A 15,529-nucleotide genomic window follows, 5' to 3' on the forward strand; every position below is an offset into this window, starting at 1 on the left:
TTTCGAGTTTGACCAGTTGTTAGGCTGCGGGCATGGAGGCGGAGCTGGATTTCTGGTCGTTCGTCGAGCTGGCCAACCGCCGGCTCGCGACGGAGTACGGATTCCGCCACCAGCTGGCCACCGAGGTGCTGCTGACCCTGAACCGGGCGTCGGACCTGGTCACCTACGACCTGGAGGCGGCGGTGCACCGGCCGCGCGGCCGGTCGTGGTCGGGCTTCCGGCTGCTGTTCGTGGTCTGGCTCGCCGGGCCCCTGGACCCGTCGGCCGCCGCCCGGCTCACCGGGATGAGCCGGGCGGCGGTGTCGAACCTGGTCAAGACGCTGGTCGCGGACGGCCTGCTCGCCCGCGACCCCGACGAGCGCGACGGCCGGTCGGTCCGGCTGTCGCTGACGGACGCGGGCCACGAAGAGATGGTGTCGGTCTTCCGCGAGCACAACGAGCGCGAGTTCGGCTGGACGGACGCGTTGACCGAGGAAGAACAGCGGATCCTGGTGATGCTGCTGGGCAAGCTGATCACCGGGCGCACGGCGGCCGACACCCGCAGCCGCCGCTGAGCGGGCTGCACCGGGCGTTGAAGATAGTAAAAGTCTGAACTATATTGAGTCGACCGGCTAGGAGGCGACCATGGCGTACTACCGCCGAGCGGGGACCATCCCGCCGAAGCGGCACACCCAGCACCGCACACCCGAAGGCGGGCTGTACTACGAAGAGCTGATGGGCGAAGAGGGCTTCTCGTCGGACTCCTCGCTGCTCTACCACCGCGGCGTGCCCTCGGCGATCGTCGGCGCGACGCCGTGGGAGCTGCCGGACCAGTCGCTCACCGAGAACCGGCCGCTCGTGCCGCGCCACCTCAAGCTGCACGAGCTGTTCCCGGGCAACGACCACAAGAGCGCCGACGTCGTCACCGGCCGCCGGCTGGTGCTCGGCAACGGCGACGTCCGGATCTCCTACGTCGCGGCGGGGGAGGCGTCCCCGCTCTACCGCAACGCCGTCGGCGACGAATGCGTGTACGTCGAGTCCGGCGAGGCGCGCGTCGAGACGGTGTTCGGCCTGCTCGAAGCCCGGCAGGGCGACTACGTGATCCTGCCGCGCGCGACGACGCACCGCTGGGTCCCGACCGGTGACGAGCCGCTGCGCGCGTACGTCGTCGAGGCGAACTCGCACATCACGCCGCCGAAGCGGTACCTGTCGAAGTTCGGGCAGCTGCTGGAGCACGCGCCCTACTGCGAGCGTGACCTGCACGGGCCCGAGGAGCCGCTGCTGGCCGAGGGCGAAGACGTCGAGGTGCTGGTCAAGCACCGCGGCTCGCGCGGCATCACCGGCACCCGGTACGTCTACCCGACGCACCCCTTCGACGTCGTCGGCTGGGACGGGTTCCTGTACCCGTACACCTTCAACATCGCCGACTTCGAGCCGATCACCGGCCGCGTGCACCAGCCGCCGCCGGTGCACCAGGTGTTCGAGGGGAACAACTTCGTCATCTGCAACTTCGTCCCGCGCAAGGTCGACTACCACCCCCTCGCGGTGCCGGTGCCGTACTACCACTCCAATGTGGACTCCGACGAGGTGATGTTCTACTGCGGCGGGAACTACGAGGCGCGCAAGGGATCCGGGATCGCGCAGGGCTCGATCAGCCTGCACCCGGGCGGGCACAGCCACGGCCCGCAGCCCGGCGCGGTCGAACGTTCGCTCGGCGCGGAGTTCTTCGACGAGCTGGCCGTCATGGTCGACACGTTCCGCCCGCTCGAGCTCGGCGAAGGCGGGCTGGCGAGTGAGGACCCCGGCTACGCGTGGACCTGGTCCGGACGGGGGCCGGTCGCGTGATCCCCGCGCTCTTCGCAGGCTTGTGCGACGACGCCGCGGTCTTCCCGCCCGGCCTGGCCCCCCTGCCGACCGCGGTCGCCGCGCACGACGCGTACACGCGGGCCTGGTATCGCGACCTCGTCGGCCCGCTGGTGCTCGCCGCCCCGGCGCTCGACGCGCTGGCCGACCTGCTCAAGCCGCGCGAGAACCCGCTGCCGGTCGCGGTGACGCTGCCCGGCGGCCCCGCGCAGCTGCCCGGCGTGCTCGCCGCCGTCCCGGCCCTGCCGGTGGACCTGCAGGCGCTGGAGATCGCCGTGCCGGACGGCATGGGACCGGACGAGGTCCTCGACGCGGTTTCGGCCGCGACCGCCCCGGTGTACGTCGAGATCCCACGGGACGACCGGCGGGTGCCGCTGCTGCGGGCGCTCGCCGGGACGGGCCACCGGGCGAAGTTCCGGACCGGCGGCGTCCGCGCCGACCTGTACCCGTCCGCGGCCGAACTGGCCGCCGCGATCTGCGCCGCCGTCGACGCCGATGTCCCGTTCAAGGCGACCGCCGGCCTGCACCACGCGCTGCGCAACACCGACCCGGAAACCGGGTTCGAGCAGCACGGCTTCCTCAACCTGCTGCTCGCGGCCGGCGACCCCGACCACGCCGAGGCGCACCTCGCCGAGCGCGACGGCGCGGCCGTCGCCGGGCTGGTCCGGCAGCTGGACGACGGCGTCCGCACGCGGTTCACGTCGTTCGGCACCTGCAGCATCCGCGACCCCCTGACCGAGCTGGCCGGCCTCGGCCTGCTGCCCCGAGGAGAGGCATGACCACGATCGACATCCCCGCCGGCTCCCCGTTCGGCACCGCGAACCTGCCCTACGGCGTGTTCTCGGTCGGCGGCGACGCCCCGCGCGTCGGCGTCCGCGTCGGGGACTCGGTGCTCGACCTGGCCCGCGCGCTGGGCGACGACGTCTTCGCCGCGCCGACGCTGAACCCGTTCATGGCGCAGGGGTACGACCGCTGGGTGGCCGTCCGTGAGCAGATCACGTCGCTCGTGGCCGGCGAGGTGCCGGACGACGCCGTGCACGCGGTCGCCGACGTCACCCCGCACCTGCCGATCGAGGTCGCGGACTACGTCGACTTCTACGCGTCCGAGCACCACGCGTCCAACGTCGGGCGGCTGTTCCGGCCGGACGCGGAACCGTTGCTGCCCAACTGGAAGCACCTCCCGGTCGGCTACCACGGGCGGGCCGGGACGGTGCTGGTCTCGGGTACGGACATCGTCCGCCCGAGCGGCCAGCGCAAGGGCGACCCGGCACCGGTGTTCGGCCCGAGCACGCGGCTGGACATCGAGGCGGAGCTCGGGTTCGTCGTCGGCACGGGCACGCCGCTGAACACCCCGATCGCCCCGGACGACTTCGCGCGGCACGTGTTCGGCGCGGTGCTGCTCAACGACTGGTCCGCGCGCGACATCCAGGCGTGGGAGTACGTGCCGCTGGGCCCGAACCTCGGCAAGAGCTTCGCGACGTCGATCTCGGCGTGGGTCGTGCCGATCCTGGCGCTGGAGGCCGCGCGGACCCCGCTGCCCGGCCAGGACCCGGAACCGCTGCCGTACCTGCGGGAAAGCCGTTCGTGGGGGCTCGACGTCGAGCTGGTCGTCGAATGGAACGGCCAGGAGGTCAGCCGGCCGCCGTTCCGCGAGATGTACTGGTCGCCGGCGCAGATGCTGGCCCACCTGACGGTCAACGGCGCGTCCTCGCGCACCGGCGACCTGTACGGTTCGGGCACGATCTCGGGCCCGGAGAAGCACCAGCGCGGCGCGTTCCTCGAGCTGAGCTGGGGCGGCAAGGAGCCGTTGACGGTCAAGGGCGAGCAGCGCAGCTTCCTGGAGGACGGCGACGAGGTGCTGATCACGGCGACGGCCCCGGGCGCGAACGGCGAGCGCATCGCGTTCGGCGAGGTCCGCGGCCGCGTCCTCCCGGCCGGGTAGGTGGACAAGAGGGCCGTGCGCGTGCTGGGCTGACTACCGGGCGGTAATTCACCGACGTCGAGGAGGGCGGGCTCTGAGCCTCTGGGAGTACCTCCGCGAAAACTGGGTCGACGTCGTCAACGACGCGATCCTCCACGCGGACCTCACCCTCGCCGCCGTCGCGCTCGCCGTGCTCGTCGGCATGTCGCTCGGCCTGCTCACCTACCGGCGGCGGTGGCTCGGCGAACTCGCGACCACGACCACCGCCGCGTTCCTGACCATCCCGTCCATCGCGCTGCTCGGCATCCTGATCGGACCGTTCGGGCTCGGCCTCACCAACGTCCTCTTCGCCCTCGTGCTGTACGCGCTCCTGCCGATCACGCGCAACACGATCGTCGGGCTGCGGGGCGTCGATCCGGCCGTCGTGGACGCCGCGCGCGGGATGGGGCTCGGGCGGGCGCGGGTGCTCTGGCGCGTCCGGGTGCCGCTCGCCTGGCCCGTGATCCTCTCCGGCATCCGGGTCTCGACGCAGATCACCATCGGGATCGCGGCGATCGGCGCCTACGTCAAAGGCCCCGGGCTCGGCAACGAGATCTTCGACGGCCTCGGCCGGTTCGGCTCGGTCAACTCCCTGAACCAGGTGCTGACCGGGACGCTCGGGATCATGCTGCTGGCCCTCCTCTTCGACCTCGCCTTCGTCGTGGTCGGCAAGCTCACGACGTGGCGGCGTCCGCAGAACCTCGCCGAGGCGGCGCCGGAGACCAACGGGACCGCCGGCGAGACCATCGAGCTGCGGAACCTGCGCAAGCACTACCCGGGACAGGCGGCGCCCGCGGTCGAGGACCTCACGATGCGGATCCCGGCCGGCGAGATCGTCGTGCTGACCGGCCCGTCGGGGTGCGGCAAGACGACGACCATGCGGATGATCAACCGGCTCGTCGAACCCACGTCCGGTGTTGTCACGGTCGGCGGCACCGACGTCTCGGCCCTCGACCTCGACGAGCACCGGCGGCACACCGGGTACGTCATCCAGCAGGTCGGGCTCTTCCCCCACCTGCGGGTCGCCGCCAACATCGGGGTCGTGCCGCGGGTGCTGGGTTGGACGCGGCGGCGGATCGCCGGCCGCGTGCGCGAGCTGCTCGACGTCGTCGGCCTGACCCGCGAACACGGCGACCGGTACCCGCGCGAGCTCTCCGGCGGCCAGCAGCAACGCGTCGGCGTCGCGCGGGCGATGGCCGCGGACCCGCCGGTCATGCTGATGGACGAGCCGTTCGGCTCCACCGACCCGATCACGCGCGCCCGGTTGCAGGACGAGTTCCTGCGCCTGCAACGGGAAGTGCGCAAGACGATCGTGTTCGTCACGCACGACTTCGACGAGGCCCTGAAGCTCGGCGACCGGATCGCCGTGCTGCGCCCGCGTTCGGTCATCGCGCAGTACGACACACCCCAGGCGATCCTCGCCGCGCCGGCCGACGACTACGTCGCCTCCTTCGCCGGTTCGAAGCGGAACCTGAAGCGGCTGGCGCTGATCCCGGTGGCGGACCTCGACCTCGGACCGGCGGCGGACGGGCTGCCGCCGGTCCCGCGCGAGGCCACCCTGCGGGACGCGCTGGACACGATGGTGCGCACCGGAAGCACCGCGGTCGCGGTGGACGGGCGGACGCTCGACGTCCCGCGGCTGCTCTCGGCACTCCAGCCCGCCGCCGAAACCCCGCCGGCCGCCGTCGAGGAAGCTCCGGAGAGGACGGTGACCCGACGGCCGCGCCGACGCCGGCTCGGGCTGCTGGTCCGCCCGGTGCTGCTCGCCGTCGCGCTGCTGGCGCTGTTCCTCGTCGTCCGCGCGTACCCGCTCGACTCGATCGAACAGCGCTACCTCAACGCCGGCGAGATCTTCGCCGAACTCGGCGCGCACCTGCGGCTGACGCTGATCTCGACGGTGTGCACCATCGCCATCGCCCTGCCGCTCGGCGTCCTGCTCACCCGCGCGGGCGCCCGGTGGGCCCGCCCGTTCGGCCTCGGGCTGGGCAACCTCGGCCAGGCGATCCCGTCGATCGGGCTCGTCGTGCTGCTCGCGCTCTGGGTCGGCACGGGGACCGCGACGGCGGTGGCGGCGCTGGTCGTCTACGCGACGTTGCCGGTGCTGCGCAACACGATCGTCGGGCTCGACGGCGTCGACCCGACCCTCGTCGACGCCGCGCGCGGCATGGGCATGACGAAGACGGCGATCCTGTGGCGCATCGAACTGCCCCTCGCGGTCCCGGTGATCCTCGCCGGGATCCGGACGGCGCTGGTGCTCACCGTCGCGAGCGCGACGCTGGCGACGTTCATCGACGGCGGCGGCCTCGGCGGCGGGCTCGTCGCCGGGATCGGGCTGTACCGGCCGATCCTGAGCCTGACGTTCGGCATCGTCGTCGCCGCGCTGGCGCTCTTCGCCGACTGGCTGGGACTGCTCGCCGAGGAGGTCCTGCACCCGCGCGGAACGTGAGAACCCAAGGAGGACAAGCCATGCGACGCACGACAGCCGTCGTCCTCGCCATCGTCACGGCGCTCGCCGCCGGGTGCACGATCGGCAAGGACCAGACCGGCGCCCAGGTGGGCGAGGGGTCCATCAAGAAGATCGACGCGCTGAGCGGCGCGCAGATCCGCGTCAGCTCCAAGGAGTTCGACGAGCAGCTGCTGCTCGGCCAGATCGCGCTCGTGGCGCTGCAGGCGGCCGGGGCGAGCCCGCAGGACAAGACCAACATCACCGGGTCGAGCAACGTGCGCCAGGCCCTCACCAGCGGCGCGGTCGACCTGTACTGGGAGTACACCGGCACGGCGTGGATCAGCTACCTGCGCGAGACCAAGCCGATCGCCGACGCGCAGGCGCAGTACGACGCGGTCAAGAAGGCGGACGCGGCCAACGGCGTCACGTGGTGGGCGCGCTCGCCGGCCAACGACACGTACGCGATCGCGGGCAACCCGGACGTGGTGCAACGGACCGGCGTGAAGACGCTGTCGGACTACGCGGCGCTGGTGAAGAGGGACCCGGCCGCGGCGTCGACCTGCATGGGCCCGGAGTTCAAGAGCCGCGACGACGGTTTCCCCGGACTGGCGAAGGCGTACGGGTTCACGCTGCCCGAGCCGCAGGTCCACCTGCTGAACGACGCGGTGGTGTACCCGAGCGTCGGCAAGGGCGACACGTGCGGCTTCGGCTCGGTGGCGTCGACGGACGGGCGCGTGGCCGGCCAGAAGCTGACGGTCCTGGAGGACGACAAGCACTTCTTCCCGACGTACAACCCGGCCATCTCGATCGCCGCCGGGGTCGCGCAGAAGTACCCGCAGCTGGAGCAGGTGTTCACGCCGATCGCCGAGAAGCTCGACACGGCGACGCTGACGGAGCTGAACAAGAAGGTGAGCGTGGACGGCGAGAAGCCGGCAACGGTGGCCCACGACTGGCTCAAGGCGGCGGGCTTCATCGGCTGAGACCGGCGGCGGGGGTTCGGTCGCTCGCCACGGCAGGGGAGCTGCCGGCCGCCGCTCGCTACGGCAGGCCGCCGCTCGCCGGCCGGTCAGGGCCGCGGCACCGGAATCGGGCCGCCGCTCGCCGAGCTCGCTCGTCGCCCGCTGCCTTCGCCGTGCGCCGCGCGGGGAGACGCGCACGCCTCAGCGGGAGAAGGCGCCGCCGGTCGGGAAGCGCGCGCTCGCCGGCCGGTCAAGCCGTGGCACCGGAATCGGCCTGCCGCGCGGGACCGCCTTCGCATTCCGGCGAAATGCCGCGGGGAGGCGCCGGATCTGTCATGCTCCGGCCAAGCCCCCGTACCGCGAAGGAAGTGACGATGTCGGCCGAGATGGACCAGCTGATCGCCCAGTTCGAGACCTTCCAGGCCAAGGTGCGCCAGGCCGAGGCCCGGTTCGCCGACGTCGGGGACATGCAGGAGCGCGTCGCGCAGGTGTCGACTTCGGTGACTTCGCCGGACGGCACCGTGACCGTCGTCGCCGGGGCCGGGGGCACCGTCACCGACCTGCGGCTCACCGCCGGGGCGATGCACCTCGAAGCCGGCCAGCTCGCCCAGCGGATCATGGCCACCCTGCGCCAGGCCGTGGCCGGCGCCGCCCAGCAGCAGGCCGGGATCGTCGACGAGGCCTTCGGCTCCGACATCAGCGGGCAGGTCCGGCAGGCGCAGGCCGAAGCGTTCGGAACCGCGGCGCCCGAACCCGCGTCGGAGCCGCAGGCGCCGCGGCCGCGGCGCCGTCCCGCCCCCGGGGACGACGACGACTTCGACCAAGGCCCGATCCTCCGCCGCTCCTGATCCGACCGTAGGGAACTCTCCGCGATGCCAGACGGAATCCAGACCAACATCGACGCGATCTCCGGATACGCGCGCCAGCTGCCCTTCTACGAGGGGGAAGCGGACAAGTTCGGGGCCAAGATCGACGCCGCCGACGTGACCGACACCGCCTGGGGCGTCGTCGGGATCTGGGCGAAGCAGGGCTACACCGAGCGCCTCGGCGAACTGCGGTCGCTGCTCGGCGAGCTGAAGGACGGCGTCGACGGGCTCACCACCAAGATGACCAAGGCCGCCGAGATGTACCGCGGGACCGAAGAAGCCGGCGTGATCGCCTTCGGCCGGTACGAGGCGGAGATCGACGCGATCGGGGGGCAGGGCAAGTGACCGAACCCAAGAGGAGCATCGCGGACGCACTCGACGTCCAGCCGTACGACGAGAGCATGAGCGCGAACCTCGACCGCGCGGCCGAGGCCACGCCGGTCGTCGGCACCCTCTACAAGTCCGGCAAGTCGATCGCTGAGCACGCCCAGCAGGCCGCGTCGGCCGACGGCGCGGGCGAGCTGGCCTCGGCGGGCAAGGCACTGGTCGGCGACGGCGCGGCGTTCGTCGGCGCCGCCGCGACCGACATGGTCACCTTCGCGATGGACCCGATCGGCTGGCTGGTCAGCCACGGGCTCAACATGCTCCTCGAGCTGGTCCAGCCGCTGCAGGACGCACTGCACGCGGTCACCGGCGACGGGCCGGCCATCGGCCACGCGTCGGAGAACTTCAGCACGATTGCGCACGGTTTCGTCGCGCTCGCCGAGGACTTCGAGAAGACCGGCGACACGGCGCTGGCCGAGTGGGTCGACGAAGCGGGCAAGGCGGCCAAGGAGGCGCTCGGCGACTTCTCCTCGGGCATCCGCGGCGTCGGCTCGGCGGCCGGGTCGGTCGCCGAGGTGCTGCAGATGTGGTCGATGGTCATGCAGGTCATCGAAGAGGTGATCAAGGCGATCATCACCGAGCTGGTGTCCTGGCTGATCACCATCTGGCTGCCCGCGCTGGCCGCGTCGGTGATCAGCTTCGGCAGCTCGGTCGCCGCGGCGATGACGGCGTCCATCGCCAAGGCCGCGAGCGTGCTGCAGAAGGTCACCCGCTACCTCGGCAAGTTCGGCAAGCTGCTCGACACGTTCATCGAGTTCCTCGCGAAGTACTCGACGAAGGTCGTCGAGATGACCCGGAAGTTCCGGCTCGGCCGGTACGCCGGCGAGTCGCGGTTCGGCCTGGACACGCTGGAGAACACGGCCGGGGTGGCGTTCACGCCCGGTAACCGGATGCTCACCACCATGTTCGGCACGTCGGTCGGCGCGAGTCCGCTGGTGGCAGGCGCGAGCGTCAAGGCCGGGATCGCCGCGGGCAAGACGGCGTTCACCGAAGGCAAGGAAGCCGTTACTCCCGAGGAGGACGAGCCGTGGTTCGACAAGAGCCGGATCGGTGGCGACCAGACGCCGGACGAGACCCGGCGGAACTTGGACATCTAGAGCGCAAGGCCGTCGAGTTCGGCGACCGCATGGAGGCGGCGAAGGACGCCGCTCTGGTGCGCCCGGGGTTCCGCGAGCGCGTGGAGGCGCTGATGCGCGACCGCTGGCGGGAGCCGGTGATCGTGCTGCGCCTGGGGGACGCCGACCTGCGCTACGCCGTCCCCGGCCGCCGCGCCGACGGCACGGTCGAGGGCTCGCGGCCGGTGCTGCGGGCGTTCGGGAACGTCGCACGCGGGATCGGCGCGGCGGTCGGCTTCGTCGCGTACCTGGCGAGTTCGGCGGGCAGCGGCGGCGGCAAGGGCGAGCCGGAAGTCCACGTGACCGGTCCGGCGGACGCGCGGGTCCTCGACCCCCTCGATCGGCTGCGGCGGGCGAAGGGCCCGTGGCTGGTGTGCTCGCCGACGTCGGTGGCGTTCGTCGACACCGGATCGACCTACCTGGACCCGGCCGACGCGCCCGAGCCGCAGATCGTGTGGGAGGCGCGGGGGAGCGAGGCTCCGGAGGTCAGCTTCCGCAAGCGCACGTTGACCTGGCCGGACGGTTCCCGCTTCAAGTTCCCGCTGCAAGGCCGCACCGAAGAACGGCACCTGCGGCAGTTCCACTCGTACCCGGACGAGGTGCGCTGGCCCGAGTGACGCCGGGCCGGCGCGCGGACGCACTACGCTCAACCGAATGAGCGCGGTATCCAGTCCGGAGCAGTCGATGGTCGAGACCCGGCACCAGACCCGGTTGCTCACCCTGCTGCGCGACGAAGGCCCGATGTCGCGGGTCGAACTGGGCGAGCGCCTGGAACTGCCGCGGGCCCGGGTCGGCGCTGAGGTGACCCGGCTCGGGGAGGTCGGGCTCGTCGAGACCGCGGGGCCGTCGGCCAGCCGCGGCGGGCGGCGGTCCACGCTCGTGCGGCTCGCCGGCGACCTGCGGGTGCTCGCGGTGGACGTCGGCGCGACGTCGGTCGGCCTGGCCGTCACCGACGCTTCGTGCGAGGTGCTCGCGCACACCATCGAAGACTGCGACGTGCGGCAGGGGCCGCACCCGGTGCTGCGCCGGGTCGCCGAGCTCGCGGCGAAGATCCGCGACCAGGCGCCCGGCCGGCTGGTCGCCGCGGGGATCGGCCTGCCGGGACCGGTCAGCTTCGCCGAGGGCATGGCGGTCGCGCCGCCGATCATGCCCGGCTGGGACCGGTTCAGCGTGCGCGACCACCTCGGCGGCCTGTGGGGCTGCCCGGTGGCGGTGGACAACGACGTCAACGCGATGGCCCTGGGGGAGCGCCACGCGGGGGTCGCGCGCTCGACCGACGACCTGATGTTCGTCAAGATCGGCACCGGGATCGGCTGCGGGATCGTCCTCGGGGGCAAGGTGTACCGCGGGGTCGCGGGCACGGCGGGCGACATCGGGCACATCCGGCTGGACGACTACGGCCCGACCTGCGCGTGCGGCGAGGTCGGCTGCCTGGAGGCGTACTTCGGCGGCGCGGCACTGGCCCGCGACGGCCTGGCGCTGGCCCGCAGCGGCCGCTCGACGCACCTGGCGGAAGCGGCGTCCGACCGCGGCGCGATCACCGCCCGCGACGTGGGTCTGGCCGCGGCGGCGGGCGACTTCGGCGCGGTGAACCTCATCCGCGACGGCGGCCGCCGGCTCGGCCAGGTGATCGCGTCGCTCGTGTGCTTCATCAACCCGGGGATGGTCGTGATCGGCGGCGGGGTGGCCCAGCTCGGGCACCAGCTGCTGGCCGAGGTCCGGAGTGCCGTGTACCGGCGCTCGCTGCCGCTGGCGACGGGGAACCTGCCGATTGTGCTGTCGGAGCTGGGCGAGACGGCGGGCGTGATCGGCGCGGCCTGGTCGGCGACCGATCGGGCGTTCACGCTCAGCAGCTGAAGGGCACCTTCGGCGCGCGGCTCGGCAACCGGCGCGGAGCAGCTTTGGCCGGTGCCGGGCGCCGGTCCGGGCTGCCTCGCGCGATGGGTGGTCGGCCGTCGCCGCAGCAGAACCTTCGCCGGGCAACCCGCGGGCGGGTTGCCGGGAGCGGCGCCGGTCGGCGGCCTGCATCCGGACCGCCACTCACGCCTCGCCGTGGCAACCCGCGCCACTGGCCACGCGCCGCTTGCGGAGCGGCTACTTCGCGTCGCGAAATGTCAGAATCGGACAGACTTTCGTACGATCTGATCGAAAGTCTGTCCGGTTTCGCACGTCTATCCGGGTGAAAACCGGGCATAGCGCGACCTCATCACCTTGACGAGTGATGCGCACCACCCTACTTTCGCTGCCTGAGCGACAAAGTCCGCTCGCTACACGACACAAGTGGGGGCACCGTGGCCGACACCAGGCGAGCCAACCTCGCCTCCGTCCTGCGCGCCCTCCGTGCCGGCCCCCTCTCGCGCACCCAACTCGCCGCCCGGTGCGGGATCGCCAAGTCGGCCCTGCCCGGCCTGCTCGACGACCTCGCCGGGCGCGGGCTCGTCCGGGCCGCCGGGGTCCGGACCGGCAACGGGCGGCCGAGCCGGCTCGTCGAACTCCACGGCGAAGACGCCTACGCCCTCGCCCTCGGCATCGAAGCCGACCGGCTGTCCGCGGTCGTCACCGACCTCGCCGGCCGGACCGTCGCCGAAAGAGCCGAGATCGTCGACGTCGCCGCGCTGGGGCTGCCGCGCTGCATGGACGAGCTCGCCCACCTCGCCCACCAGGTGCTGCCCGGCACCCCCGTCGGGGTCGCCGTCTCCGTCCCCGGGCTGGTCGACTCCGCCGCCGCCGTGCTGCGGCTCGCCCCCGCCCTGCGCTGGCGCGACGCCGAGATCGCCGGCCTGATGGCCGCCCGGCTGGGCCTGCCCGCCGAGGCCGTCGCCGTCGACAACGACGCCAACCTCGGCGCCCTCGCCGAAGCCGTCGACGGCGTCGGCAGCGAACTCTTCTACCTCAGCGGTGGCACCTCCGTCGGCGGCGGACTCGTCTCCGGCGGCGCCGTCCTGCGCGGCGCGCGCGGCTTCGCGGGAGAGGTCGGGCACATCGCCGTCGACCCGTCCGGCGAACGCTGTTCCTGCGGCCGGACCGGCTGCCTGCAGACCAAGGCGAGCCTCGCCGCGGTCCTGCGCGCGGCCGCCGCGCCCGGCGATCCGCTGCACGACCCCGCCCTCGGCGTCGGCGGCCGGGTCGCCCTGCTCAAGCAGCGCGTCCGGCTCGGTGACCAGCGCGCGGGCACCGCGGTCCACGAACTCGGTGTCACGCTCGGCGTCGCACTGTCCACTGTGGTCGACGTGCTCGACCCGGACGTCGTCGTGCTCGGCGGGTACTTCGCCGAACTCGGCGACTGGCTGGTCGAACCGATCCGCGTCGAGCTCGCCGCCCGGCCGCTCGGCCACGCCCGGATCGTGCCGTCCCGGCTCGGCTTGGGCGCTCCGCTGCGGGGCGCCGCGCACCTGGCCGCCGAGCGGCTGTTCGCGAACCCGACGCTCGTCGAGGAGGCCTCGGTATGACCCTGCTGTCCGTCCGCGGGATCGTGAAGACCTTCCCCGGCGTCCGCGCGCTCGACGGCGTCGACCTCGACGTCGAACCGGGCGAGGTGCACTGCCTGCTCGGCCAGAACGGCGCGGGCAAGTCGACGCTCATCAAGGTCCTCGCCGGCGCGCACCAGCCCGACACCGGCGAGATCACCTGGCAGGGCGAGCCCGTCACGCTCGGCACGCCGGTCGACGCCCTGCGCCTCGGCATCGCCACCATGTACCAGGAGCTCGACCTCGTCCCCGGCCTTTCGGTGGCGGACAACATCTTCCTCGGTCACGAACGCGCCCGCTTCGGCTTCACGCGCATCTCGCAGGCCCGCGACGAAGCCGCCCGCCTGATGGCCCGGCTCGGCCACCCCGACATCCGGCCGTCGACCGAGGTCGGCAAGCTGTCCGCGGCCGGGCAGCAGCTCGTCTCGATGGCCCGCGCGCTCGCCCACGACGCCCGGCTGCTCGTGATGGACGAACCCACCGCGGCGCTGGCGGGCGAGGAGGTCGACAACCTCTTCCGGATCGTCGGCGAGCTGACCGCCGACGGCGTCGCGGTCGTCTACATCTCCCACCGGCTCGAGGAACTGCGCCGGATCGGGCACCGGGTGACCGTGCTCAAGGACGGCCGGACCGTCGGCACCGGACTCGACGCCCGCGCGACGCCGACCGCCGACCTGGTCGCGCTGATGGCCGGCCGCAAGGTCGAGACCGTCTTCGGCCCGCGCCACGACGGCCACGCCCGGCCGGAGACGGCCCTCGAAGTCCAGCACCTCTCCCGCAAGGGCGAGTTCGAGGACGTCAGCTTCACCGTCCGCGCGGGCGAGGTCGTCGGCATCGCCGGGCTCGTCGGCTCGGGCCGCAGCGAACTCCTGGAAACGATCTTCGGCGCCCGCAAGGCCGACCGCGGAACCGTCGCCGTGCACGGGAAACCGCTCGGCACCGGCAACGTCCTGGCCGCCGTCAAGGCCGGCATCGGCCTCGCGCCTGAAGAACGCAAGAGCCAGGGTCTGCTGCTCGACCTGCCGGTCGTGCACAACGTGACCCTGGCCAGCCTCGGCCGGTACGCGAAGCTCGGCTTCACCGAGCGCGCCAAGGAACTGGACGACGCCGGCGCGAGCCTGCGCCGCCTCGACCTGCGGCCCGCCGATCCGCGGCGGATCGTCCGCACGCTGTCCGGCGGCAACCAGCAGAAGGCCGTGCTCGCGCGGTGGCTGGTCCGCGGGTGCCGGGTGCTGCTGCTCGACGAGCCGACACGCGGCGTCGACGTCGGCGCCCGGGCCGAGCTGTACCGGCTGATCGACGAGCTGGCCGCGACCGGCGTCGCGATCGTGCTGGTGTCCAGTGAAATCCCCGAGGTGCTCGGGCTGTCCGACCGGGTGCTGGTGCTGCGCGAGGGCCGCGTCCTCGCCGACCGGCGCTCCGGCGGGCTGACCGAGGCCGAGGTGCTCGACGTGATTCTCGAGGGGAGCGCGGCATGACCGAAACGCAAGCACCGCCACAGGAAGCGCTTCCCGTCGAACGGAAGCGGCGGTTCTCCTTCTCCGCCGACCCGCGGCTGCTCGGCCTGGCCGGCGTGCTCGTCGTCCTGTGCCTGGTCGGCCAGTTCACCCGGCCCGAGCTGTTCTTCACCGAAAGCAACATCTCGACGATCCTGCGGCTGGCCGCGGCGATCGGCGTGGTCAGCGTCGGGATGACGTTCGTGATCATCAGCGGCGGCATCGACCTGTCCGTCGGCTCGATGGTCGGCCTGGCCGGCGTCTGGCTGACGACCCTGGCCACGCAGTCGTACGGGCCGTTCGTGATGGTGGTCTGCGGCCTCGCGGTCGGCCTCGGCTGCGGGCTGATCAACGGCGTCCTCGTCGCCTACGGCAAGGTCGTGCCGTTCATCGCGACGCTGGCGATGTACGTCTCGGCACGCGGGCTCGCCGAGCGGATCAGCGGCCGGCGCACCCAGGTGGTCGACGACCAGGACTTCCTCGCCTTCTTCCGCGGCAGCTTCCTCGGCATCCCCACGCTGATCTGGTTGTTCGCGCTCGTGTTCGCGGTCGGCTGGGTCGTGCTCAACCGCACCACCTTCGGCCGCCGGACGTACGCGGTCGGCGGCAACGCCGAGGCGTCGCGGCTGGCCGGCATCAACGTCAAGCGCCACCTCGCGCTCGTCTACGGGGTGGCCGGGCTGTGCTGCGGGATCGCCGCGCTCATGGTCGTCGCGCGGACGACCGCCGGCGCGTCGACCAACGGCATGTTCTACGAGCTCGACGCGATCGCGGCGGTGGTCATCGGCGGCACGCTGCTGACCGGCGGCCGCGGCTCGCTCATCGGCACCCTCATCGGCGTGCTGATCTTCACGGTGCTGTCGAACATCTTCACGCTGAACAACCTGGACACCGACATCCAGAACATCGCCAAGGGCGTGATCATCGTGCTCGCCGTGCTCTTGCAGTTCCGGGCCAGGAAAGCCAGGACCGGTAGTTAATCCCCACCGATGGA

14 protein-coding genes are annotated in these 15,529 nt (G+C 72.4%); all 14 read left to right on the forward strand.

Annotated features, from left to right (window positions below; all coding sequences use genetic code 11):
- Window positions 1-32: 32 nt before the first annotated feature.
- The 14 genes from ACIQWX_RS16150 to ACIQWX_RS16215 all read left to right on the forward strand — a co-directional run bounded on the left by ACIQWX_RS16150 (window position 33) and on the right by ACIQWX_RS16215 (window position 15,515).
- On the forward strand, window positions 33-554 hold the full coding sequence (locus ACIQWX_RS16150) for a MarR family winged helix-turn-helix transcriptional regulator (RefSeq protein WP_400870729.1): 522 nt from the start codon (window positions 33-35) through the stop codon (window positions 552-554).
- A gap of 70 nt (window positions 555-624) precedes the next feature.
- Window positions 625-1,824 (forward strand): homogentisate 1,2-dioxygenase, encoded by a 1,200-nt coding sequence (locus tag ACIQWX_RS16155; protein ID WP_400870732.1) that lies wholly within the window; start codon window positions 625-627, stop codon window positions 1,822-1,824.
- Window positions 1,791-2,621 (forward strand): hypothetical protein, encoded by an 831-nt coding sequence (locus ACIQWX_RS16160; RefSeq protein ID WP_400870734.1) that lies wholly within the window; start codon window positions 1,791-1,793, stop codon window positions 2,619-2,621. The genes ACIQWX_RS16155 and ACIQWX_RS16160 overlap by 34 nt, the downstream gene beginning before the upstream one ends.
- Window positions 2,618-3,784 carry a fumarylacetoacetase gene (fahA, locus tag ACIQWX_RS16165; RefSeq protein ID WP_400870737.1) on the forward strand — a complete coding sequence of 389 codons (1,167 nt, stop codon included), beginning with the start codon at window positions 2,618-2,620 and terminating at the stop codon, window positions 3,782-3,784. Before ACIQWX_RS16160 ends, fahA begins: the two co-directional genes overlap by 4 nt.
- A 181-nt stretch (window positions 3,785-3,965) precedes the next feature.
- Window positions 3,966-6,248, forward strand: a complete 2,283-nt coding sequence (locus tag ACIQWX_RS16170) for an ABC transporter permease subunit (RefSeq protein ID WP_400870740.1) — start codon at window positions 3,966-3,968, stop codon at window positions 6,246-6,248.
- Window positions 6,249-6,268: 20 nt separating this feature from the next.
- Window positions 6,269-7,228, forward strand: a complete 960-nt coding sequence (locus ACIQWX_RS16175) for a glycine betaine ABC transporter substrate-binding protein (protein WP_400870743.1) — start codon at window positions 6,269-6,271, stop codon at window positions 7,226-7,228.
- A 353-nt stretch (window positions 7,229-7,581) separates the two neighbouring features.
- Window positions 7,582-8,055 carry a YbaB/EbfC family nucleoid-associated protein gene (locus tag ACIQWX_RS16180; protein ID WP_400870746.1) on the forward strand — a complete coding sequence of 158 codons (474 nt, stop codon included), beginning with the start codon at window positions 7,582-7,584 and terminating at the stop codon, window positions 8,053-8,055.
- A 24-nt stretch (window positions 8,056-8,079) separates the two neighbouring features.
- On the forward strand, window positions 8,080-8,418 hold the full coding sequence (locus ACIQWX_RS16185) for a hypothetical protein (RefSeq protein ID WP_400870748.1): 339 nt from the start codon (window positions 8,080-8,082) through the stop codon (window positions 8,416-8,418).
- Window positions 8,415-9,554: a hypothetical protein gene (locus ACIQWX_RS16190; protein WP_400870751.1), complete on the forward strand. Its 1,140-nt coding sequence runs from the start codon at window positions 8,415-8,417 to the stop codon at window positions 9,552-9,554. Before ACIQWX_RS16185 ends, ACIQWX_RS16190 begins: the two co-directional genes overlap by 4 nt.
- 29 nt (window positions 9,555-9,583) lie before the next feature.
- On the forward strand, window positions 9,584-10,189 hold the full coding sequence (locus tag ACIQWX_RS16195) for a hypothetical protein (RefSeq protein ID WP_400870754.1): 606 nt from the start codon (window positions 9,584-9,586) through the stop codon (window positions 10,187-10,189).
- Window positions 10,190-10,256: 67 nt separating this feature from the next.
- Window positions 10,257-11,429 carry an ROK family protein gene (locus ACIQWX_RS16200; RefSeq protein ID WP_400875779.1) on the forward strand — a complete coding sequence of 391 codons (1,173 nt, stop codon included), beginning with the start codon at window positions 10,257-10,259 and terminating at the stop codon, window positions 11,427-11,429.
- A gap of 434 nt (window positions 11,430-11,863) precedes the next feature.
- Entirely contained in the window at window positions 11,864-13,021 is a 1,158-nt protein-coding gene (locus ACIQWX_RS16205) for an ROK family protein (RefSeq protein ID WP_400870755.1), read from the forward strand.
- Window positions 13,018-14,517, forward strand: coding sequence for a sugar ABC transporter ATP-binding protein (locus ACIQWX_RS16210; protein ID WP_400870758.1), 1,500 nt, complete (start codon window positions 13,018-13,020; stop codon window positions 14,515-14,517). Before ACIQWX_RS16205 ends, ACIQWX_RS16210 begins: the two co-directional genes overlap by 4 nt.
- The gene (locus tag ACIQWX_RS16215; protein ID WP_400870761.1) at window positions 14,514-15,515 is read left to right on the forward strand and encodes an ABC transporter permease; all 1,002 of its coding nucleotides are present in this window, start codon (window positions 14,514-14,516) and stop codon (window positions 15,513-15,515) included. The genes ACIQWX_RS16210 and ACIQWX_RS16215 overlap by 4 nt, the downstream gene beginning before the upstream one ends.
- The last annotated feature ends 14 nt before the right edge of the window (window positions 15,516-15,529 follow it).

Source organism: Amycolatopsis sp. NPDC098790, assembly GCF_044759945.1.
Lineage (GTDB): Bacteria > Actinomycetota > Actinomycetes > Mycobacteriales > Pseudonocardiaceae > Amycolatopsis.

Excerpts from the sequence above, each read along its gene's own strand:
- ACIQWX_RS16150 (WP_400870729.1), top strand. The coding sequence starts at position 33 with ATGGAGGCGGAGCTGGATTTCTGGTCGTTCGTCGAGCTGGCCAACCGC.
- ACIQWX_RS16155 (WP_400870732.1), top strand. The coding sequence starts at position 625 with ATGGCGTACTACCGCCGAGCGGGGACCATCCCGCCGAAGCGGCACACC.
- fahA (WP_400870737.1), top strand. The coding sequence starts at position 2,618 with ATGACCACGATCGACATCCCCGCCGGCTCCCCGTTCGGCACCGCGAAC.
- ACIQWX_RS16170 (WP_400870740.1), top strand. The coding sequence starts at position 3,966 with ATGTCGCTCGGCCTGCTCACCTACCGGCGGCGGTGGCTCGGCGAACTC.
- ACIQWX_RS16175 (WP_400870743.1), top strand. The coding sequence starts at position 6,269 with ATGCGACGCACGACAGCCGTCGTCCTCGCCATCGTCACGGCGCTCGCC.
- ACIQWX_RS16180 (WP_400870746.1), top strand. The coding sequence starts at position 7,582 with ATGTCGGCCGAGATGGACCAGCTGATCGCCCAGTTCGAGACCTTCCAG.
- ACIQWX_RS16185 (WP_400870748.1), top strand. The coding sequence starts at position 8,080 with ATGCCAGACGGAATCCAGACCAACATCGACGCGATCTCCGGATACGCG.
- ACIQWX_RS16195 (WP_400870754.1), top strand. The coding sequence starts at position 9,584 with ATGGAGGCGGCGAAGGACGCCGCTCTGGTGCGCCCGGGGTTCCGCGAG.
- ACIQWX_RS16200 (WP_400875779.1), top strand. The coding sequence starts at position 10,257 with ATGGTCGAGACCCGGCACCAGACCCGGTTGCTCACCCTGCTGCGCGAC.
- ACIQWX_RS16210 (WP_400870758.1), top strand. The coding sequence starts at position 13,018 with ATGACCCTGCTGTCCGTCCGCGGGATCGTGAAGACCTTCCCCGGCGTC.
- ACIQWX_RS16215 (WP_400870761.1), top strand. The coding sequence starts at position 14,514 with ATGACCGAAACGCAAGCACCGCCACAGGAAGCGCTTCCCGTCGAACGG.